Origin of the sequence: Aquibium pacificum (genome assembly GCF_040839445.1) — a bacterium.
In the GTDB taxonomy this organism is placed as follows: domain Bacteria; phylum Pseudomonadota; class Alphaproteobacteria; order Rhizobiales; family Rhizobiaceae; genus Aquibium; species Aquibium pacificus.
In genome coordinates, this window is record NZ_JBDPGJ010000005.1 from 354944 (window position 1) to 371252 (window position 16309).

Here is a 16309-nt window from a genome sequence, read left to right on the forward strand (position 1 = left end):
AAGACGCCGTTCGAATGACGTCCGCCCGCCGGTATCTATTCCTCGAAACGGCCCTCGTTCTCCCGGTCGTGCTCATAGCTGTGTTTGACCGGAAACGGCGGCAGCCAGGATTCGCGCCGCACGGTCCACAATTCGTAGGTCGGTTTCAACTGGTCGGTGGCGTCGAGTGATCCGAGGTTCACTTCGACTTCGTCCCCGCTGCGGCCGAAGACGGTCGAGCCACAGCGAGGGCAGAAGTACCGCCCGGCATAGTCGCGCGCCTCGCCCATGATCGTCACCGCGTCTGCCGGAAAAATCGCCGAGGCGTGGAACAGCGCGCCATGATGCTTGCGACAGTCGAGACAGTGACACAGGCCGACCCTGTAGGGGCGTCCCGTTGCCACGAGCCGCACGTCGCCGCACAGGCAGCCGCCGGTAAACCGGTCCATCCCGTTCCTCCTTGCAAATCAGATGCTTGGAAAGAGTACTTGAATCGCGCCGACATTGCCATCGTTGCTCGCGAGCCGAAACTCGGCCGGTTCGTCGCGGACGCCGGGGCAGAGATGTGGTACGATGGAGATATCTGCACGTTGTGATGAAGCTGGCCTCATGACCGATACCCCGAATGCAGCGCAAAGCGACTTCTGGAATTCGCAACCCGGCCGCAACTGGGTCACCTTCCAGCCGGACCTCGATCTCCTCCATGGCGCCGTGACGGATCTTCTCCTGCGCGTCGCCGGCCCGCAGCAGGGAGAAAAAGTCCTCGATGTGGGCTCCGGCGCCGGCGCTTCGAGCTTCGCGTTCGCGAAGGCGGTAGGCGCGCGCGGTCGCGTGGAAGGGATCGATATCTCCGTCCCCCTCGTCGAGCGCGCGACGGCGCTCGCGGAGGAACTGTCTACGGGGAACGTGACCTTCAGCGTGCTTGATGCACAGGTCGGCTCATTGCCTCGGGAAGCTTATGATCTGGTCGTCTCCCGTTTCGGCGTCATGTTCTTTTCCGATCCGGTTGCAGCGTTTCGCAACATGGCGGCCGCGCTTCGCCCCGGCGGACGAATCGTCTTTGCGTCCTGGGCGGGACCGCAGGACAACCCGTGGTTCTCCATTCCGCAGCAGGCGGCGGTCGAGCGTCTTGGCCCCGCCGAAACTTCGCCGCCCGATGCGCCGGGGCCCATGGCGTTCCGTGACGCCGCGCGCGTGCTGGCGATATTGTCGGCCGCGGGTTTCGCCGATGCGGCGTGCGCTCCCGAACGCGTCGACCTCCACCATCCCGGGGGGCTCGAATCCGTGCTGAAAGTTGTTTCCCATGTCGGTCCGATCGCCCGCATGCTGCGCGACAAGAACGGCACGGACGAGGATCGGAACGCCATTCTCGAGGTCATTGCCGATCGCTTGCGGCGCTACGAAGCGTCGGACGGAATTCGTGTCCCCGCGCTGGTCAATGTCTTTTCCGCACGCGTGATTTGACGGCGCCGTCTTGCTTTCGCCGCCCCCGGGGTGAAAAGCTCTTCCCATGGAATGGCGTGACGAAGGCATCATCATCGGCTCGCGCAGGCATGGCGAATCGAGCGTCATCCTTGAGGTCATGACGCGCGTGCACGGACGCCACATGGGCATCGTGCGCGGTGGGCGTTCGCGCCGGATGCAGCCGGTTCTGCAGGCGGGAAACCGGGTGGAGCTCGTCTGGCGCGCGCGCCTCGACGAGCATCTCGGCATGTTCCAGGTCGAGCCGCTGGAGCTCAACGCAGCGCGGCTGCTGTCGAGCGCGTGTGCCGTCTATGCCCTGCAGACGCTCGCCGCCCATCTGCGCCTCCTGCCTGAGCGTGACCCGCATCCCGGCATGTTCGAGACGCTCTCCATCGTGCTTGAGCATCTCGAGGATCCGGCCACGGCGGCCGAGCTCCTGGTGCGCTTCGAACTCCTGGTGTTGGACGAACTCGGCTTCGGCCTCGATCTCACGAGCTGCGCCGCCACGGGCGCCACCCAGGATCTGATCTACGTCTCGCCGAAGTCCGGCAGGGCGGTCTCGCGCCACGCCGGCGATCCCTACCGCGACCGCATGCTGCCCCTGCCGGCCTTCCTGAGCGCAGGGACGGGCCAGCGCGGCGACGCGGGCGCGATGGACGACGCTTTCCGCTTGACCGCCTTCTTCTTCAACCGCCATGTCTACGAACCGCGCGGCATGGAGCCGCCGCAGACGCGCGCCGGCTTCCTGGCCGCGCTGCGGCGGGAGTGGGCGCGCGACAGGATCGAAGAGGGGGAAGGCACTATATGAGCGCCGTCGAACTGTTTCCGGGCCACGTGCCGCCGCTCGGCCTCGGCACGATCCCGCACGGGGACGTCGCGCTCTACACCGGGCTCGAACTGCTGCGGCGGCTGATCGATGGGCACTACCCCGCGCCATCGATCGGCGCGCGGATGAACTTCGCGCTCGTCGAGGCCGAGGAGGGCAGGGCGGTTTTCCATGGCGTGCCCAGCGACCAGCACCTGAATCCGCTCGGCACGGTCCATGGCGGCTGGGCCGCGACGCTGCTCGATTCGGCGCTGGGCTGCGCGGTTCACACCACCATGGCCAAGGGCGAGGCCTACACGACGATCGAGTTCAAGGTGAACCTGATCCGCCCGATCACGCCCGCGACCGGTCTCGTCGCCTGCGAGGGCAAGGTCGTCAGCCGCGGCCGCACCACCGCCGTCTCCGAAGCGAGGCTCACCGACCAAAACGGCAAGCTGCTCGCCTTCGGCACCGAAACCTGCGCCATCTTCCCGGTCGGGAATCTCGCGCCCCGCTGATCGCAGCGGCTTGCAACAATATCGACACCGCCCGTTCTCCCCGCTTGCGGGGAGAAGTGCCCGACAGGGCGATGAGGTGCCTGTCACCGCTCCCCGGAACCGCGAACGAAGAAGGCGGGACCGAAACCCCGCCTCCCTCGAGCTCACCCGATGTTGCGTCGGTCAGCCGATTTTGCCGCCGCCCTGTTTCGTCACCATCACCACCGCCGGCCGCACCGGCATGGCGTCATCGAAGTCGGGCCAGCGGGTGGCCGGCGCCTCGAAGGTCGCCTGGCCGGCGTCGCCCGGATGCTGGACGGCCAGGAACAGCGTCTCGCCGTCCGGCGTGAACAGCGGGCCGCACATTTCCGCCCCCACCGGCACGCGGAAGAACAGCTTCGACGTACCGCGCGCCTCGCCCTCGGTGTCGATCGCCCAGAGACCGTCGGTGCGGCCGGTGTCGGCCTGGTTGTTGCCGTCGGTCGAGACCCAGAGGCGACCCTCCGCGTCGATCGCGGCATTGTCGGGCATGCCGAACCAGCCGTTCTCGCTCGTCGCCGGCGAGAAGGTGGCGCCAACCTCGGCGACCTTCGGATCGCCGCACTTGAGCAGGATTTCCCAGCTCGACTTCGTTGCTGCGAAATCGCCGTCGGTCTCGGTGATCTCGATGATGTGGCCGAACGCATTCTTCGCACGCGGGTTGGCGGCGTCCGCCTCCTCGCGCTTGGTGTTGTTGGTCAGCATCACGTAGACCTTGCCGGTGGAAGTGTTCGGCTGGACGTCCTCCGGCCGGTCCATCTTCGTGGCGCCGAGCGCATCGCCTGCCCGGCGTGCTTCGATGAGCACGGCCGCCTGGTCGGCAAAACCGTTCTCGGCCGTCAGCGGGCCTTCGCCGTGCACCAGCGGCATCCAGTCCAGGCTGCCATCCTCGTTGAAGCGCGCCACGTAGAGCGTGCCGTCGTCGAGGATGTCCATGTTCGCGGCGCGGTCGCCAGGATTGAACGTGGCGTTGGAGACGAACTTGTAGACGTAGTCGAAGCGCTCGTCGTCGCCCGAATAGGAAACCACGCGGCCGTCGCCGTTGACGATGGTCTCGCAGCCCTCGTGCTTGAAGCGGCCGAGCGCCGTGCGCTTCTTCGGCACCGAATTCGGGTCCCGCGGGTCGACCTCGACGATCCAGCCGAAGCGGTTCGCCTCGTTCGGCTCCTTCGCGACGTCGAAGCGGTCATGGAACTTCGCCCACTGGTACCATCCCGCCGGAACGCCGACGCGCTTGTAGTTGGCGGCCTCCGCATGATCGGCCGGGAGCTCGCCCGAGAAATAGCCGTGGAAATTCTCCTCCGCCATCAGATAGGTGCCCCAGGGGGTCACACCGCCGGCGCAGTTGTTGAGCGTGCCGAGCACCTTCGTGCCGGACGGATCGGCATTGGTCTTCACCCGGTTGTGGCCGGCGACCGGACCCGAGAGCTGCATCTCGGTCGACACCGTGATGCGGCGGTTCATGGTCCCGTCGGGGGCCGGTTGCCACTTGCCGTCGGCGTTGCGGCGAAGCTCGAGGATCGTGCCGCCATGCGCGGCCATCTCGATGTCGACCAGTTCCTTGGTGTAGTCGCCGAGCTCCACCTTGCCGTCGCGTACCGTGGCGAACCCCGGGAACATCAGCTCGGCGTTCGTGTACTCGTGGTTGACGAGCAGCAGTCCATGGCCGGGGCTGTCTTCGAGCGGCGCGAAACCGATATAGTCGTTGTTGTAGCCGAACTGCCGGGCCTGCGCGTCCGCGGTCTGGTTCATCGGGTCGAAGTCGGGCGAATCGGCAAACACCTTGTCGCCCCAGCGGATCAGGATGTCGGCGTCATAGCCATCGGCCACGTGGTGCTGCGGGTCGACGCCGGCCACGACCTCGTCGAAGGAGAAGCGGGATCCGGCCGCCGCCTGGGCCTTCGCCTCGCCCGCGGCGAGCAGCGCCATCGGGCTGACCGTCGCGCCGATGGCAGCAACGGCAAGCGAACCGCCGAGAAAACCGCGCCGCGAATAGCGGCGGTTGATGATGTCGCCCATCGTGGGGTTGCCGCTTGCGTTGCGGCCGACGTCTTCGGATTCCTCCCGGATCTCCGTTGGTGTGCGCATCTGACCCGGGTTCAATCGCTCGTTCATCCCTGCCTCCTGGGGTTGGTTGGACCGTAGGAGGCAAGGTTAAGCGGTTCGATGTATCACCCGGATGACAGATGCCGGTGCGAGGGAATGCTCCGGCCTATTCCGCCGCGACCATCGCCGGCCGCGCCACCGGCGCCTCGCGGATCGGCCAGTGCACGATCGCGGCGAACAGGCCGAGCGCGACCCCCAGCCACCACACCGAATCGTACGATCCGTAGATGTCGTAGAGATAGCCCCCGAGCCACACGCCCAGGAACGAGCCGATCTGGTGCGACAGGAAGACGACGCCGCCCAGCATGCCCAGGTGCCGCGTGCCGAACATGATCGCCACCAGGGCGTTGGTTGGCGGCACGGTGGACAGCCACAGGAGGCCCATGATGATCGCGAAGGCGATGACGGTCGCCGGCGTCTGCGGCAGGATCAGGAAGGCCGTCACCAGCACCGATCGGCCGATGTAGATCCAGGCGAGAAAGATCGGCTTGGAGTAGCGCTGGCCGATGACGCCCGAGGCCAGGGAACCGATGATGTTGAAGAAGCCGATCAGCGCCAGCGCGATGACGGCATACCGTGCCTCGATGCCGATGTCGGCGACGTAGGCGGGGAAATGCGCGGTGATGAAGGCGACCTGGAAGCCGCACACGAAGAAGCCGGAAACCAGCAGCAGGTAGCTGCGGTGGCCGAGCGCCTCGCGCAGGGCCTCGGCGACCGACTGCCGCATGGCGGTCTGCGCCACCGAACCGCTCTCGGCATTGCCGCGCAGCGGAATGGCGAGCACCGGAATGGCCAGCATCATGAAGCTCATGAAGACCAGCGCGTCGAACCAGCCGTAGGCGTCGATCAGGCCCTGGCTGAGCGGCGCGAAGATGAACATGCCGGCCGAGCCTGCCGCCGTTCCGATGCCGAACGCCATGCTGCGCCGTTCCGGCGCCACGTTGCGCGCGAAGGCCGCGAGCACGATGCCGAACGAGCCCGAGGCCACGCCAAGCCCTACGAGCACGCCCCCGCCGATGTGGAGGGCGGCCACGCTGTCGGCCGTCGCCATCAGGTACAGACCGGTGGAATACATGATGCCCGAGAGCGCGAGGATGCGCCAGGTGCCGAACTTGTCGGCCAGCGCGCCGAACACCGGCGTGCCCAAGCCCCAGGCGAGGTTCTGGATCGCCATGGCGAGGCCGAAGGTGGTGCGGTCCCAGCCCTTCTCGGCAAGCATCGGAAGCTGGAAGAACCCCATCGCCGAGCGCGGCCCGAAGGTGATCGCGGCGATCAGGCAGCCGCAGATGATGATCAGCCAGGGGAGGGAGGGGGCGGTGCGCTGCTGGATGGCGGCCTGCGACATGTCTGATGCTCCTCGAAGGCGCGCAGACTAGGAGGACCGCGCGATGCTGAGAAGCGAATTCTTTGCGAGGGATTGTTCAAGCTTGTTGATCTATCGCGCCTTTCCGGGCGGCGCCGGCTCGAAGCCGTTGAGCAAAGCGGCGGGAGCTTTCGCTCCCGCCGCGCCGGCGCAGATCGGGGCACGGCGCCGGCGGTGACCGGCCTACTTGAGGATGGTCACGTCCTGCGCGGAGTGCATCCCGTCTTTCATCTGCCACGAGATGCGGACCCGCTCGCCGCTCTTCAGGGCCGAATTCTTGTAGCCGGGGGCGAGGTGGTAGATCACGCCGTCGTTGAGCGTCAGCGTCTCCGCCTTCTGATCGAAATTGCGGACGACGCCGGTCGTGTCCTGGGTCGCGGCAAGTGCGAACGGGGCGGCGGCGAGAAGGGTTGCAAGGGTGGTGGGGATGAGAAGGGCACGCATGGTGACACTCCTTTTCTTAGGTGTTGAGGGAGTGGGGACTCCCTGAGAAGCCGTCCGAAAGCGTCGCGTCGCGGCGTTGATCGTCGCCGGCGCTCCCCGGCCTCGAGACAAAGGCTAGCCCCGCGCTCTCCGGCTTCCGAGTTAAGAAAAGATAATTTTCGAACCGCGGAACCTGCCATGATTGCCGCAATCGAAACCGATTGGGGCGGAAGGGCGGCATGAACGGCCACTTCGAGGTCAGCGTGCCGAACCGCCAGCCTGACGAGCCGTCCCCCGCCCTTTGGATGGCACTTTCGAAGACGGGCTTTCCCCGATGTAATGCACGTCCCGCTGCGGGAAGGGAATCGAGATGCCGTTCTCGTCGAAGGCCAGCTTGGCGGCCTTGGTGAAGTCGAGCTTGGTCGAAAACCAGTCCGGAGACTTCGTCCAGTAGCGGATCGACACGATCACCGCGCTGTCGCCGAGGCTGGAGACGAAGCAGTTGATCGGCGGATCCTGAAGGATGCGCTCGTCCTTGCCGGCGAGGTCCGCGTAGATCGACAGCGCCAGCGCGATGTCGTCGCCGTAGCCGATGCCGATGGCGATCTCGTTCATGCGGACCGGATTGCGAGAATAGTTGGTCACCGGCGAGTTCCACAGTTCGCTGTTGGGCGCCAGAACGAACAGGCCGTCATAGGTCTTGAGTTCGGTGGCGAAGAGCCCGATTTCCTGGATCGTGCCGGCGACGCTGCCGGCATTTATGTATTCGCCGACGCGGAAGGGCCGCAGAACGAGCAGCATGATGCCGGCCGCGATGTTCTGCAGCGTGCCCTGCAAAGCCAGACCGATCGCCAGACCCACTGCGCCGAGTGCTGCGATGATGCTGGTGGTCTGCACGCCGAACTGGGCGAGAACCGTGACGCCGACGAGCACCAGCGCGCCGTAGCGCACCACCTTGGCGAAGAACTTCCGAAGCGTCTCGTCGAAACCCCTGAACCTGCCGAGACCGCGATAGGTCGAGCGCTCCAGGAAGCCTGACAGCATGTAGCCGACGACGAGCACGATCAGCGCCCCGACGAAGGAGAACGAATAGTAGACGATCAGAGACGTCGCCTCGGTCCAGATTGTCTGTGCGGCCATCACCATCCGGCCGGCTCCGTCTTCGAGATTTCCGATGGGATCCAAGTCTCGTTCTCCGCTGAATCGACCGCATTAGAACGCAGCGGCCGGAATTCACAAAGAGGGGCTGCGAAAAAGATGCGGATGCGCAAGCGATCCCGTTGCGCGCGCCGCGCCGATCTGGCCTGATGATCCTCTGCCGAAGCCACAATTCCGTCATCTTTCGGGCGCGATGGCAGCGCGCCCGGAGGCTCGCCGCGGGTGCTCCGGCAGTGGCGCACTGGCCTGCATCCAAGGGATCTCTTTCCTCCAATGTCCGTTCGCATCCGTCCCGCCCTTGCCAGCGACATCGGCGCGCTGGTGGCGATCGAGAATGCCGTGTTTTCGACCGACCGCATCTCCCGCCGCTCCTTCCGGCAACTGATCGAGCGCGAGACTGCCGAGACGCTGGTGGCCGAAGCCGACGGGACGATCGCGGGCTACTGCATGGTGCTCTACCGCAAGGGCAGCGGGGTGGCGCGGCTCTATTCCATCGCGGCCGGTCCCGAGTTCGCCGGCAGCGGCGTCGGGCGCGGACTTCTCCTGGCGGCCGAAGAGGCCGCGTTCGAGAACGACCGGCTGATGCTGAGGCTCGAGGTGCGGGAGGACAACGCCCGCGCGATCTCCATCTACGAGCGCAACGGCTATCGCCGCATCGGCCGCGAGCCGGATTACTACGAAGACGGCATGACGGCGCTGCGCTACGAGAAGACGCTGCGCGGCAACGTGCCGGTCAATACGCGGGTGCCATTCTACGAGCAGACCTGCGAGTTCACCTGCGGCCCATGCTGCCTGATGATGGCGATGGCCTACTTCGACCCCTCCTTCGTGCCCGATCCTGTGCGGGAGATCCGCTTGTGGCGGGAGGCGACGACCGTCTTCATGATGTCGGGACCGGGCGGTTGCGAGCCTTTCGGCCTTGCGGTCGCGGCGCGGGAATTCGGCCTGTCGGCCGAGATCCTGGTCTCCTTCCACGGCGCCCTTTTCCTCCAGTCCGTGCGCAGCGAGGAGAAACGCCGGGTGATGGAACTGGCGCAGGTTGATTTTCGTTTGCGTGCCGAGGAATTCGGCTTGCCGGTGAGCTATCGCCCGTTCACGTTGGACGACGTTCGCGCGGCGCTCGGAGAGGGGAAACTGGTCATCGTGCTCGTCAGCGGTTTCCTCATGTTCGGCAAGAAGGTGCCGCACTGGGTGCTGGCGATCGGCGACGACGGCGACCATATCATGCTGCACGATCCCTGGGTCGAGGACGAGCGCGGCGAGACCAAGGCGGACGCGGCGAACATTCCCGTTCCCTACGACATATTCATGAACATGGCGCAGTTCGGGCGCGACGGCCTGCGTGCGGCAATCATCATCGGGAAGCTCGACAAGACATGACCTGGGTCATCCTTACCGGACGCCAGAACGACATCGACCCGTTCGCAACCCCGCACAAGATAATCACCAACCGCGACTACCTGGCCCATCCGGCGCTGTTCAAGGGGCAGCGTCCCAAGGTCATCAACCTTTCCAACAACTACGCCTACCAGACCCGCGGCTACTACGCCTCGCTTCTCGCCTCCTCGCGCGGGCACCGGGTCATCCCGACGGTCGAGACCATGATCGACCTGTCCGAGCGCAAGCTCTACCAGCACGCGCTGCCGGAACTGGAGGTGGCGCTGAACAGGTGCCGCAAGGATCTCGGCGGCAGTTTTCCGGCGAAACTCGCGGTGTTCTTCGGCATCGCCCCCTCCAAGGCCACCGACCGGTTCAGCCGGCTGCTCTTCGACTGGTTCCGCGCGCCCGCGCTCGAGGTGACGATCGCCGACGACGGCAAGTGGGCGACCATCCGCAAGATCGGCTTCCTGCCGCTCGGCCGCATGAAGCCGGAGGAGGAGGAGCGCTTCCTCAAGTGCCTGGAAACCTACACGCAGCGCGAATGGCGCGATTCGAAGGGCCGCACCCCGTCGCGCTACAGTTTCGCGACGCTCGTCGACCCGAACGAGGAACTGGCGCCCTCGGTGGTTTCCTCGCTGCGACACTGGGCCAAGATTGCCGAGAAGATGGGCGTCGAGGTGGAGCCGATCGGCAAGCGCGATCTGGCCAAGCTCGCCAACTACGACGCGCTCTTTATCCGCGAGACGACGTCGATTTCCAACCACACCTACCGCTTCGCGCGCCGGGCGCAGCAGGAAGGCATGCCGGTCATCGACGATCCGCTGTCGATGATCCGATGCACCAACAAGGTCTATCTCAACGAACTGATGACGGCCAACAAGGTGCCCGTGCCGCCGACGGTAATGATCGCCGGGCCGGCCGACTTGGAGGTCGCCGCGCAGACGCTCGGCTTTCCCCTGGTGCTGAAGATCCCGGATTCGTCGTTTTCCCGCGGCGTCAAGAAAGCCGGCAACCTGGCCGAACTGAAGACGCTGGCAACCGAGTGGCTGGAGGATTCGGATCTTCTGATCGCCCAGAAGTACCTGCCCACGGAATACGACTGGCGCGTCGGGGTGCTGGGCGGCCAGCCGCTCTTCGCCTGCCACTACCTGATGGCAAAGAAGCACTGGCAGATCGTCAATCACGACCGCGCCGGCAAGCCCGACCAGGGAGGGATCAAGCCGTTCATGCTGAAGGACACGCCGCCGGCGGTGGTTGAAACGGCGGTGCGCGCGGCGCGCTGCATCGGCGACGGGCTCTACGGCGTCGATCTCAAGGAGACGCCGGACGGTGTCTTCGTCATCGAAGTCAACGACAACCCGAACCTCGACCACGGCTGGGAGGACGCGGGCGAGAAGGACGAGGTCTGGGTCAAGCTCACCCAGTGGTTCCTCGACCGCCTGGAGCGTACCGGGCGGTAGAGGCGGTTAGCGTATGTCGTCCGAAAGTGGGAACCGGTTTCGGAAAGACACATGCGCGAATGGACACCTGAAGCGCAGGGATCGGATCCGAAGGATCGCGACGCGCTTCAGGCCTACATCGCCATCGCGAGCGCGCCCTTGTTGTTGGGGATCTGGATGTCGATCTCCAGCGTCGACATCGAGGCGCCCCGGTCCATGCTGACCTGTACCTGGTCGTGGTCGACCTGCACGTGCCTTGCGATCACCGCCATGATCTCCTCGCGCAGGACAGCCACGAGGTCCGGCTTGTCGCGGTTGGAGCGCTCGTAGGCGAGCAGGAGCTGCAGGCGCTCGCGGGCGACGGGGGCGGTGCCCCGGCGCTTGAAGAGCTCGAAGATGTTCATGCCGCTTTCCTTCTGAACAGTCGGTCGAAGATGCCGCGCTTGTCGAAGGGCAGGACCACCGGCAGGTCCTCGCCTTCGAGCCGCCTCGCCGCATCGATGTAGGCGCGGGCGGCCGCGTTTGTGGGTTCGCTCAGCGTCACCGGCGAGCCGACGTTCGAGGCCCGCAGGACGCCCTGGCTTTCGGGAATGATGCCGAGCAGCGGCACCGAGAGGATTTCGAGCACGTCGTCGATCGCCAGCATCTCGCCGCGGGCGGCGCGTTCGGCGTCGTAGCGCGTCACGAGCACGTGCTTGGGCATGTCCTCGCCACGTTCCGCCTTCATCGTCTTGGCGTCGAGCAGGCCGATGATGCGGTCGGAATCGCGCACGGAGCTGACTTCCGGATTGGTGACGATTACCGCTTCGTCGGCAAACCGCATGGCGAGCTGTGCGCCGCGCTCGATGCCGGCCGGGCTGTCGCACAGCACGTAGTCGAACACCTGCTTCAGCTTGGCGATCACGTCGGCCACGCCTTCCTCGGTGAGCGCGTCCTTGTCGCGCGTCTGCGAGGCCGGCAACAGGAACAGCGTCTCGACACGCTTGTCGCGGATCAGCGCCTGCGACAGCTTCGCCGTCCCCTGGATGACGTTGACGAGGTCGAAAACGACCCGCCGTTCAGCCCCCATGACCAGGTCGAGGTTGCGCAGCCCCACGTCGAAATCGACCAGCGCCACCCTCTTGCCCGTCTGTGCCAGCGCTGCCCCAAGCGAGGCAGTGGAGGTCGTCTTGCCGACGCCTCCCTTGCCCGACGTGACCACTATGACCTTCCCCATCTCGGTGTCTCTCCAGTTCGGTTACTTGATCGGCGCGATCCAGAGCGCGCCATTGTCCAGATAGGCCTGCGCCGGGATGCCGCGCGAGGAGGGTTCCATGTCCTCCGCGGTCCGGTACCAGCCGTTGATCGCCACGAGCTCGGCCTCGTTCCTGCGGCAGAAGATGCGTGCCTTCTCGTTCCCCTCGGCCCCGGCGAACGCGCTTCCGCGCAGCGCGCCGTAGACGTGGATCGATCCCCCGGCGACGATCTCGGAACCCGACGCGACAGGCCCGAGCACGATGACGTCTCCGGCGAGGTGGATGATCGATTGGCCGGAACGGACGGGCGAATGCACCGTCAGCGTCTCGCCGGACCTGCGCTCCTCGACCGGAGCGGGCTCGTCTGTTTCGGTCCTGACCTCGGAACGCGGCAGAAGGCCTTCTATCGTCGCCTCGCGCGCGCCGGTGAGCAGCGGCGGCAGATGAGGCTCCAGCGTATCGATTCCGTCTGCCTCGATCGCGTAGACGCGGATCGCGCGCGCGGCGAGCTGGGCGACCAGTTCCCCGATCTCATCCGCTTCGGGACGAAGGAGGCTCAGGTCGAGGATGACCGGGCGGCCCTTGAAGTATCCAGGCGAATTGTCGATCCAGCGGTCGAGGCCGTCCAGCCAGTCGTCCAGCGGCGCCTCCGGCGTCAGCGCGAAGGCGACGAAGGAGCGGGCGCGAAAACGGATCGATTTCTTCTGGATGGGGGCGACACAGTTCACGATGGGCGAATCCTTACCGTCTCGTTAAGGTTTGGACCCGACGTGATTAACAAAAGGTTAACGGAGGGACTGCGAGGGCTGCATCGTGCGTGGTTCGACAGGCTCACCATGAGGGAGTTCAGTGGACAGCTCACATATCGAATTTTGGAGACCACAATGCCGCCGGGCGGTCCACTGAACTCCCTCATGGTGAGCCCGTCGAACCACGCACCAGCTGTGGTCCACCAACCCCCTCACGGCGAGTGATCCACAGAGCTCCCTCATGCCGAGCGGTCCACAGAACGCCCTCATGGTGAGCTTGTCGAACCACGCACTATCTGTGGTCCACAGACCCCCTCATGGTGAGCCTCCAGAGCTAGCCGAAGGGCGAACCGCCCGCGATCTCCCCGAAACGCGCCAGGAACTGCTCCTGCACCACACCCGCCGGCTTCGGTTCCAGATCCAGCTCCGCCTCCGCGATCCCCCTCGGCCGCCCGAAGAACCGCGTCGCCTCCTCCAGGGAAAATCCGGCGAGCTGCGTCGCCTCGTAGTAGGCCGCGACCATGTCGGCCTTCTTGATCGACGCCTTCACCCGCTCGGCCCGTCCGGACAGGGCGAATCGAATGTGGATGGCGTTTTGCAGCCGCTCCTCCACCGCCTTGTAGCCGCCACCGACGACCGCCTTGAACGGCGAAATCATGTCGCCGATCACGTACTCTGCGGCGTCGTGCAGGAGGGCCGTCAGTTGCGCCTGCGGCGTCGCGGCTGGGTTCTGCAAGCCGAAGATCTGCTCCACCAGCAGCGAGTGCTGGGCAACGGAGAAGGCATGGTCGCCGCGCGTCTGCCCGTTCCAGCGCGCCACGCGCGCGAGCCCATGTGCGATGTCGGCGATCTCGACGTCGAGCGGCGAGGGGTCGAGCAGGTCGAGCCGCCGCCCCGACAGCATGCGCTGCCAGGCGCGCGGTGGCGACCCGGCGCGATCGGCCATCACGCGTCCTCGCCCGAGGGCGTTTGCGGGAAAGAGAAGCTCATGCCTGGCGGGATCGAGAGACGCAGCGCCACGTCGCTTGCGATAATCGATTGGCCGGCGTCCATCGCATCCTTCACCTTGTCGATGCGTACCAGCGCCAGGCCTTCCTGTCCGAGCACGGTCCCGAGTGAGCCCACCGGACGCCCCTCGATCAGCACCGGCGTTCCGGTCGGCGGCAGGTCGGAATCGGCCTCGACGATCAGGATGCGCCGGCGCGCCGTGCCGCGATGCTGCATGCGGCTGACCACCTCCTGGCCTACGAAGCAGCCCTTGCGAAAGCCCACCCCGCCGTTCTGGTCGAGCAGCACGTCGTGCGGAAAGGCGTCGCCGAGTTCGTAGTCGGTCCCGCTCTCGGCCACGCCGTGGCGGATGCGCAGGCGCGTCCATTCGTCGGCGCCGCCGCCGTCGCCGGAGAAGCCGCCCCACAGGCGGCGCACGTCGAGCGCATCGGGGAAGCGAGTATCGGGTACAGGCGCAGCGCCGGTTGAATCGATGCTCGAAGATGCTGAAGCAGTGCCCGAGCTGGTTGAATCGCTTCCTGATCCAACGGAATCATCCCGCCACGAAACAGCCGCAACGCCTTGGTCTCGTTTCGTTATATCCGCCTTGGCCCGCAGCTTGTACATCGTAAGCCGGCGGGCGAAATCGTCCGCCACGTCAGCCCGGCACTCCAGCGCGAAGCTCTCGGGGCCCGTGCGCCACACCAGGAAGTCGAACAGGATCTTGCCCTGCGGCGTCAGCAGCGCTCCCGGTTTCGCCACGCCCTCCGGCAAGGCCGCCAAGTCGGTGGTTACGATGTTCTGCAGCAGATGTTCGGCGTCGGGGCCGGCGACTTCGATGACGGATCGGCCGTCCAGGCGAACGAGGGGCATTGTCTTCGACCTGTCTCTGTGGGGCGGGAGCTTACCTATGCGGCCGGCGCGGCGGGAGCAAGAGCGGCGGGATCGGCCCCGCTAGTCTCCTGCCACGAAGAAAAGCCAGCGACCGTCGGGCGCGATGCCGACGCGGTAGAAATTGTAGGCGCCGTAGAGCTTCATCTCCTCGTAGTCGCCGGCCGTCACGATCTCGAAGAGTTCCACCCGCTGGCGCGGCGTCAGCGTCTCGACCGGCACGGCGAAGAAATACGGCCAGCCGTAGATCTCGTTGGGCGTGCCGGGCTCCAGGTGGACGTACCCGGCCTCCAGCACCTCGAGCAGGATGGCAAGGATCTCCTGGCCCTCGTCGTCGCCGGAGATGTCGCGCAGGTAGGCGATCGGGTCGTCCACCGGCCCGCCGAACGAAAGCTGGGTCGCGCCGTCGCCCGTGCCGATCAGCGGCCGCAGCCGTTCCAGGTCGCCGCTCCGCGCCGCGTCCATCAGGAGCGCGCGCATGCGCCTGACCTCCTCGGGCAGCTGCTCCAGGTCGTAGAGCACTTCCGGCGCGGGCTGCGCCGGCATAGGCGTGGGCGGTTCGGGCGTGGCGTCGTCGATCGGATCGGATATGTCGGGTCCCGGCTCCGGCTCCGGTCCTGGCACCTCGGGAGCGACGTCCTCGATCAGGTCGGGTTCGCCCGGCTCCGGCGCCGCGCCGGGCACCCCGGGCGCATCGGGCAGCGGCAGCCGCAGCACGGGATCGGGGAAGGGCACGCTCTCGGTCGGAGCCGGCGTGCTGTCCGGCGGCGGTTCGTCGATTTCGGAAGCCGGAAGCTCCTGCTGCTGGATCTCGCTCAGCGCGAGCAGCACGCGCGCGGCGTCCGGTTTCGCGCGCGCCGGCGAAGCGGCCCCGGCCGCGATGAGGCTGGCTGACAGGAGGAGAAAAGAAATCGTCGCGAAGAGCCTGCTCATGGCCGCGCTCCTCGAACTGCCATTCGGTGCACGTCGTGTGGGGCGAAGGTCCGCAAGCCCGCCGCCGGTCGGTCCGGCCTCAGTGATGATAGGGGTTCACGTCGAAATCGCCGCCGATGACCTTTTCCCGCATGACGTCCAGCAGGGTCAGGGCCGCCTCCTCGCTGCAGGAGCGCAGGAGTTCCGCGAAGGCGGTGGTGAGCGCCGCCTCGGCGATGATTTCCGGTTCGATGCCGGCCGAAAGCCCTTCGGCCCATGCTTCGGTCTGGCTTTCCACCGCGGTCAGGCGTTTCTCTTCGCGGATCATCGCGTCGATCTGGCCGATACCTTGTCCCATTGGTTACACCACCCTTTTCGGCGGCTGTGCCGATTTGAGCGACGCGCCGCCTCTAGTCCCTTAATGTCCCGTTAAGCGTTCTAGCACAGGAAGCGCGGCTTGCACGCCGCCTTTCCGATAAAAGTTAACATAAACCTAATTGCCGAACGTCGCGGCGGTCTCTCGCGCCAGCGTCTCGCCCTCTTTCATATAGCGCGCAATGGCCTCGGCTGCGGCCGGCGTGCAGGCGATGTGAATCTCGGCATAGCTGCGATAGCCGCGGTTGAAGCTCGCCACCAGACGCCTGCGCTTTTCCGGCGACGGGTTTTCCGTGACGATCAGGGCTTCCATCTGCTCGCGCCATTCGTTGCCGTCCTCGCCGCATAGGTTGCGCAGATAGTGCAGCGAGCCGAGCACCTCCCCGAGCCTGTAAAGCCGCGCCTCATAAGGCGCATCGACGGCCCGCGCCGCGCCTGGCAGCATGACGAGGAGGGTGAGCACGATGCCGAAAACGCGCGCTTTCCGTGACATGGCTGCCTTCGTGG

The 16309-nt window shown here is 66.0% G+C and carries 18 protein-coding genes; 5 read left to right on the top strand and 13 right to left on the bottom strand.

Annotated features, from left to right (window positions below; genetic code table 11):
* Window positions 1-35: 35 nt before the first annotated feature.
* Window positions 36-428: a GFA family protein gene (locus ABGN05_RS22120; protein WP_367956216.1), complete on the bottom strand. Its 393-nt coding sequence runs from the start codon at window positions 426-428 to the stop codon at window positions 36-38.
* 160 nt (window positions 429-588) lie between these two features.
* Between ABGN05_RS22120 and ABGN05_RS22125 the strand changes: the two genes are divergently transcribed.
* Genes ABGN05_RS22125 through ABGN05_RS22135 form a run of 3 tightly spaced genes read left to right on the top strand, consistent with a single transcriptional unit; the run spans window position 589 to window position 2766 of the window.
* On the top strand, window positions 589-1443 hold the full coding sequence (locus tag ABGN05_RS22125) for a class I SAM-dependent methyltransferase (RefSeq protein ID WP_367956217.1): 855 nt from the start codon (window positions 589-591) through the stop codon (window positions 1441-1443).
* 46 nt (window positions 1444-1489) lie between these two features.
* Window positions 1490-2251: a DNA repair protein RecO gene (recO, locus tag ABGN05_RS22130; protein ID WP_367956218.1), complete on the top strand. Its 762-nt coding sequence runs from the start codon at window positions 1490-1492 to the stop codon at window positions 2249-2251.
* On the top strand, window positions 2248-2766 hold the full coding sequence (locus ABGN05_RS22135; RefSeq protein ID WP_367956219.1) for a PaaI family thioesterase: 519 nt from the start codon (window positions 2248-2250) through the stop codon (window positions 2764-2766). Before recO ends, ABGN05_RS22135 begins: the two co-directional genes overlap by 4 nt.
* Window positions 2767-2928: 162 nt before the next feature.
* On the opposite strand, the gene ABGN05_RS22140 is transcribed toward ABGN05_RS22135, so the two are convergent.
* The 4 genes from ABGN05_RS22140 to ABGN05_RS22155 form a co-directional block, all read right to left on the bottom strand.
* A complete protein-coding gene (locus ABGN05_RS22140) occupies window positions 2929-4899 on the bottom strand; it encodes a PhoX family protein (RefSeq protein ID WP_367956220.1) in 1971 nt (656 codons plus the stop codon).
* Window positions 4900-4996: 97 nt separating this feature from the next.
* Window positions 4997-6235 carry an MFS transporter gene (locus tag ABGN05_RS22145; protein ID WP_367956221.1) on the bottom strand — a complete coding sequence of 413 codons (1239 nt, stop codon included), beginning with the start codon at window positions 6233-6235 and terminating at the stop codon, window positions 4997-4999.
* A 201-nt stretch (window positions 6236-6436) separates the two neighbouring features.
* Window positions 6437-6697: a DUF1344 domain-containing protein gene (locus ABGN05_RS22150; RefSeq protein ID WP_367956222.1), complete on the bottom strand. Its 261-nt coding sequence runs from the start codon at window positions 6695-6697 to the stop codon at window positions 6437-6439.
* 237 nt (window positions 6698-6934) lie between these two features.
* The gene (locus ABGN05_RS22155) at window positions 6935-7822 is read right to left on the bottom strand and encodes a mechanosensitive ion channel family protein (RefSeq protein ID WP_367956462.1); all 888 of its coding nucleotides are present in this window, start codon (window positions 7820-7822) and stop codon (window positions 6935-6937) included.
* Window positions 7823-8107: 285 nt separating this feature from the next.
* On the opposite strand from ABGN05_RS22155, the gene ABGN05_RS22160 reads away from it, so the two are divergent.
* Together ABGN05_RS22160 and ABGN05_RS22165 are read left to right on the top strand one after the other, a co-directional pair.
* Window positions 8108-9214 carry a peptidase C39 family protein gene (locus ABGN05_RS22160; protein ID WP_367956223.1) on the top strand — a complete coding sequence of 369 codons (1107 nt, stop codon included), beginning with the start codon at window positions 8108-8110 and terminating at the stop codon, window positions 9212-9214.
* Entirely contained in the window at window positions 9211-10674 is a 1464-nt protein-coding gene (locus ABGN05_RS22165) for a RimK family ATP-grasp domain-containing protein (RefSeq protein WP_367956224.1), read from the top strand. The genes ABGN05_RS22160 and ABGN05_RS22165 overlap by 4 nt, the downstream gene beginning before the upstream one ends.
* A gap of 113 nt (window positions 10675-10787) precedes the next feature.
* Here ABGN05_RS22165 and minE read toward each other — a convergent pair whose 3' ends face one another.
* The 8 genes from minE to ABGN05_RS22205 form a co-directional block, all read right to left on the bottom strand.
* Window positions 10788-11057, bottom strand: coding sequence for a cell division topological specificity factor MinE (gene minE / locus ABGN05_RS22170; protein WP_367956225.1), 270 nt, complete (start codon window positions 11055-11057; stop codon window positions 10788-10790).
* Window positions 11054-11869 carry a septum site-determining protein MinD gene (gene minD / locus ABGN05_RS22175; RefSeq protein ID WP_367956226.1) on the bottom strand — a complete coding sequence of 272 codons (816 nt, stop codon included), beginning with the start codon at window positions 11867-11869 and terminating at the stop codon, window positions 11054-11056. The genes minE and minD overlap by 4 nt, the downstream gene beginning before the upstream one ends.
* Before the next feature lie 21 nt (window positions 11870-11890).
* Window positions 11891-12616: a septum site-determining protein MinC gene (minC, locus tag ABGN05_RS22180; RefSeq protein ID WP_367956227.1), complete on the bottom strand. Its 726-nt coding sequence runs from the start codon at window positions 12614-12616 to the stop codon at window positions 11891-11893.
* Window positions 12617-12971: 355 nt separating this feature from the next.
* Window positions 12972-13583 (bottom strand): HD domain-containing protein, encoded by a 612-nt coding sequence (locus ABGN05_RS22185; RefSeq protein ID WP_367956228.1) that lies wholly within the window; start codon window positions 13581-13583, stop codon window positions 12972-12974.
* A complete protein-coding gene (ygfZ, locus tag ABGN05_RS22190) occupies window positions 13583-14497 on the bottom strand; it encodes a CAF17-like 4Fe-4S cluster assembly/insertion protein YgfZ (protein WP_367956229.1) in 915 nt (304 codons plus the stop codon). Before ygfZ ends, ABGN05_RS22185 begins: the two co-directional genes overlap by 1 nt.
* Before the next feature lie 81 nt (window positions 14498-14578).
* Window positions 14579-15448 carry a hypothetical protein gene (locus ABGN05_RS22195; protein ID WP_367956230.1) on the bottom strand — a complete coding sequence of 290 codons (870 nt, stop codon included), beginning with the start codon at window positions 15446-15448 and terminating at the stop codon, window positions 14579-14581.
* 79 nt (window positions 15449-15527) lie between these two features.
* Window positions 15528-15785 carry a hypothetical protein gene (locus ABGN05_RS22200; RefSeq protein ID WP_367956231.1) on the bottom strand — a complete coding sequence of 86 codons (258 nt, stop codon included), beginning with the start codon at window positions 15783-15785 and terminating at the stop codon, window positions 15528-15530.
* A gap of 135 nt (window positions 15786-15920) precedes the next feature.
* Window positions 15921-16295, bottom strand: a complete 375-nt coding sequence (locus ABGN05_RS22205; protein ID WP_367956232.1) for a TIGR02301 family protein — start codon at window positions 16293-16295, stop codon at window positions 15921-15923.
* Window positions 16296-16309 lie beyond the last annotated feature (14 nt).

What these genes read in the sequence shown, in the direction of transcription:
- ABGN05_RS22200 (WP_367956231.1), bottom strand. Translation starts at nt 15,785, where the DNA reads ATGGGACAAGGTATCGGCCAGATCGACGCGATGATCCGCGAAGAGAAA.
- ygfZ (WP_367956229.1), bottom strand. Translation starts at nt 14,497, where the DNA reads ATGCCCCTCGTTCGCCTGGACGGCCGATCCGTCATCGAAGTCGCCGGC.
- ABGN05_RS22145 (WP_367956221.1), bottom strand. Translation starts at nt 6,235, where the DNA reads ATGTCGCAGGCCGCCATCCAGCAGCGCACCGCCCCCTCCCTCCCCTGG.
- ABGN05_RS22120 (WP_367956216.1), bottom strand. Translation starts at nt 428, where the DNA reads ATGGACCGGTTTACCGGCGGCTGCCTGTGCGGCGACGTGCGGCTCGTG.
- ABGN05_RS22125 (WP_367956217.1), top strand. Translation starts at nt 589, where the DNA reads ATGACCGATACCCCGAATGCAGCGCAAAGCGACTTCTGGAATTCGCAA.
- ABGN05_RS22165 (WP_367956224.1), top strand. Translation starts at nt 9,211, where the DNA reads ATGACCTGGGTCATCCTTACCGGACGCCAGAACGACATCGACCCGTTC.
- recO (WP_367956218.1), top strand. Translation starts at nt 1,490, where the DNA reads ATGGAATGGCGTGACGAAGGCATCATCATCGGCTCGCGCAGGCATGGC.
- ABGN05_RS22150 (WP_367956222.1), bottom strand. Translation starts at nt 6,697, where the DNA reads ATGCGTGCCCTTCTCATCCCCACCACCCTTGCAACCCTTCTCGCCGCC.
- minD (WP_367956226.1), bottom strand. Translation starts at nt 11,869, where the DNA reads ATGGGGAAGGTCATAGTGGTCACGTCGGGCAAGGGAGGCGTCGGCAAG.
- ABGN05_RS22205 (WP_367956232.1), bottom strand. Translation starts at nt 16,295, where the DNA reads ATGTCACGGAAAGCGCGCGTTTTCGGCATCGTGCTCACCCTCCTCGTC.
- ABGN05_RS22140 (WP_367956220.1), bottom strand. Translation starts at nt 4,899, where the DNA reads ATGAACGAGCGATTGAACCCGGGTCAGATGCGCACACCAACGGAGATC.
- ABGN05_RS22155 (WP_367956462.1), bottom strand. Translation starts at nt 7,822, where the DNA reads ATGGTGATGGCCGCACAGACAATCTGGACCGAGGCGACGTCTCTGATC.
- ABGN05_RS22185 (WP_367956228.1), bottom strand. Translation starts at nt 13,583, where the DNA reads ATGGCCGATCGCGCCGGGTCGCCACCGCGCGCCTGGCAGCGCATGCTG.
- ABGN05_RS22160 (WP_367956223.1), top strand. Translation starts at nt 8,108, where the DNA reads ATGTCCGTTCGCATCCGTCCCGCCCTTGCCAGCGACATCGGCGCGCTG.
- ABGN05_RS22195 (WP_367956230.1), bottom strand. Translation starts at nt 15,448, where the DNA reads ATGAGCAGGCTCTTCGCGACGATTTCTTTTCTCCTCCTGTCAGCCAGC.
- minE (WP_367956225.1), bottom strand. Translation starts at nt 11,057, where the DNA reads ATGAACATCTTCGAGCTCTTCAAGCGCCGGGGCACCGCCCCCGTCGCC.
- ABGN05_RS22135 (WP_367956219.1), top strand. Translation starts at nt 2,248, where the DNA reads ATGAGCGCCGTCGAACTGTTTCCGGGCCACGTGCCGCCGCTCGGCCTC.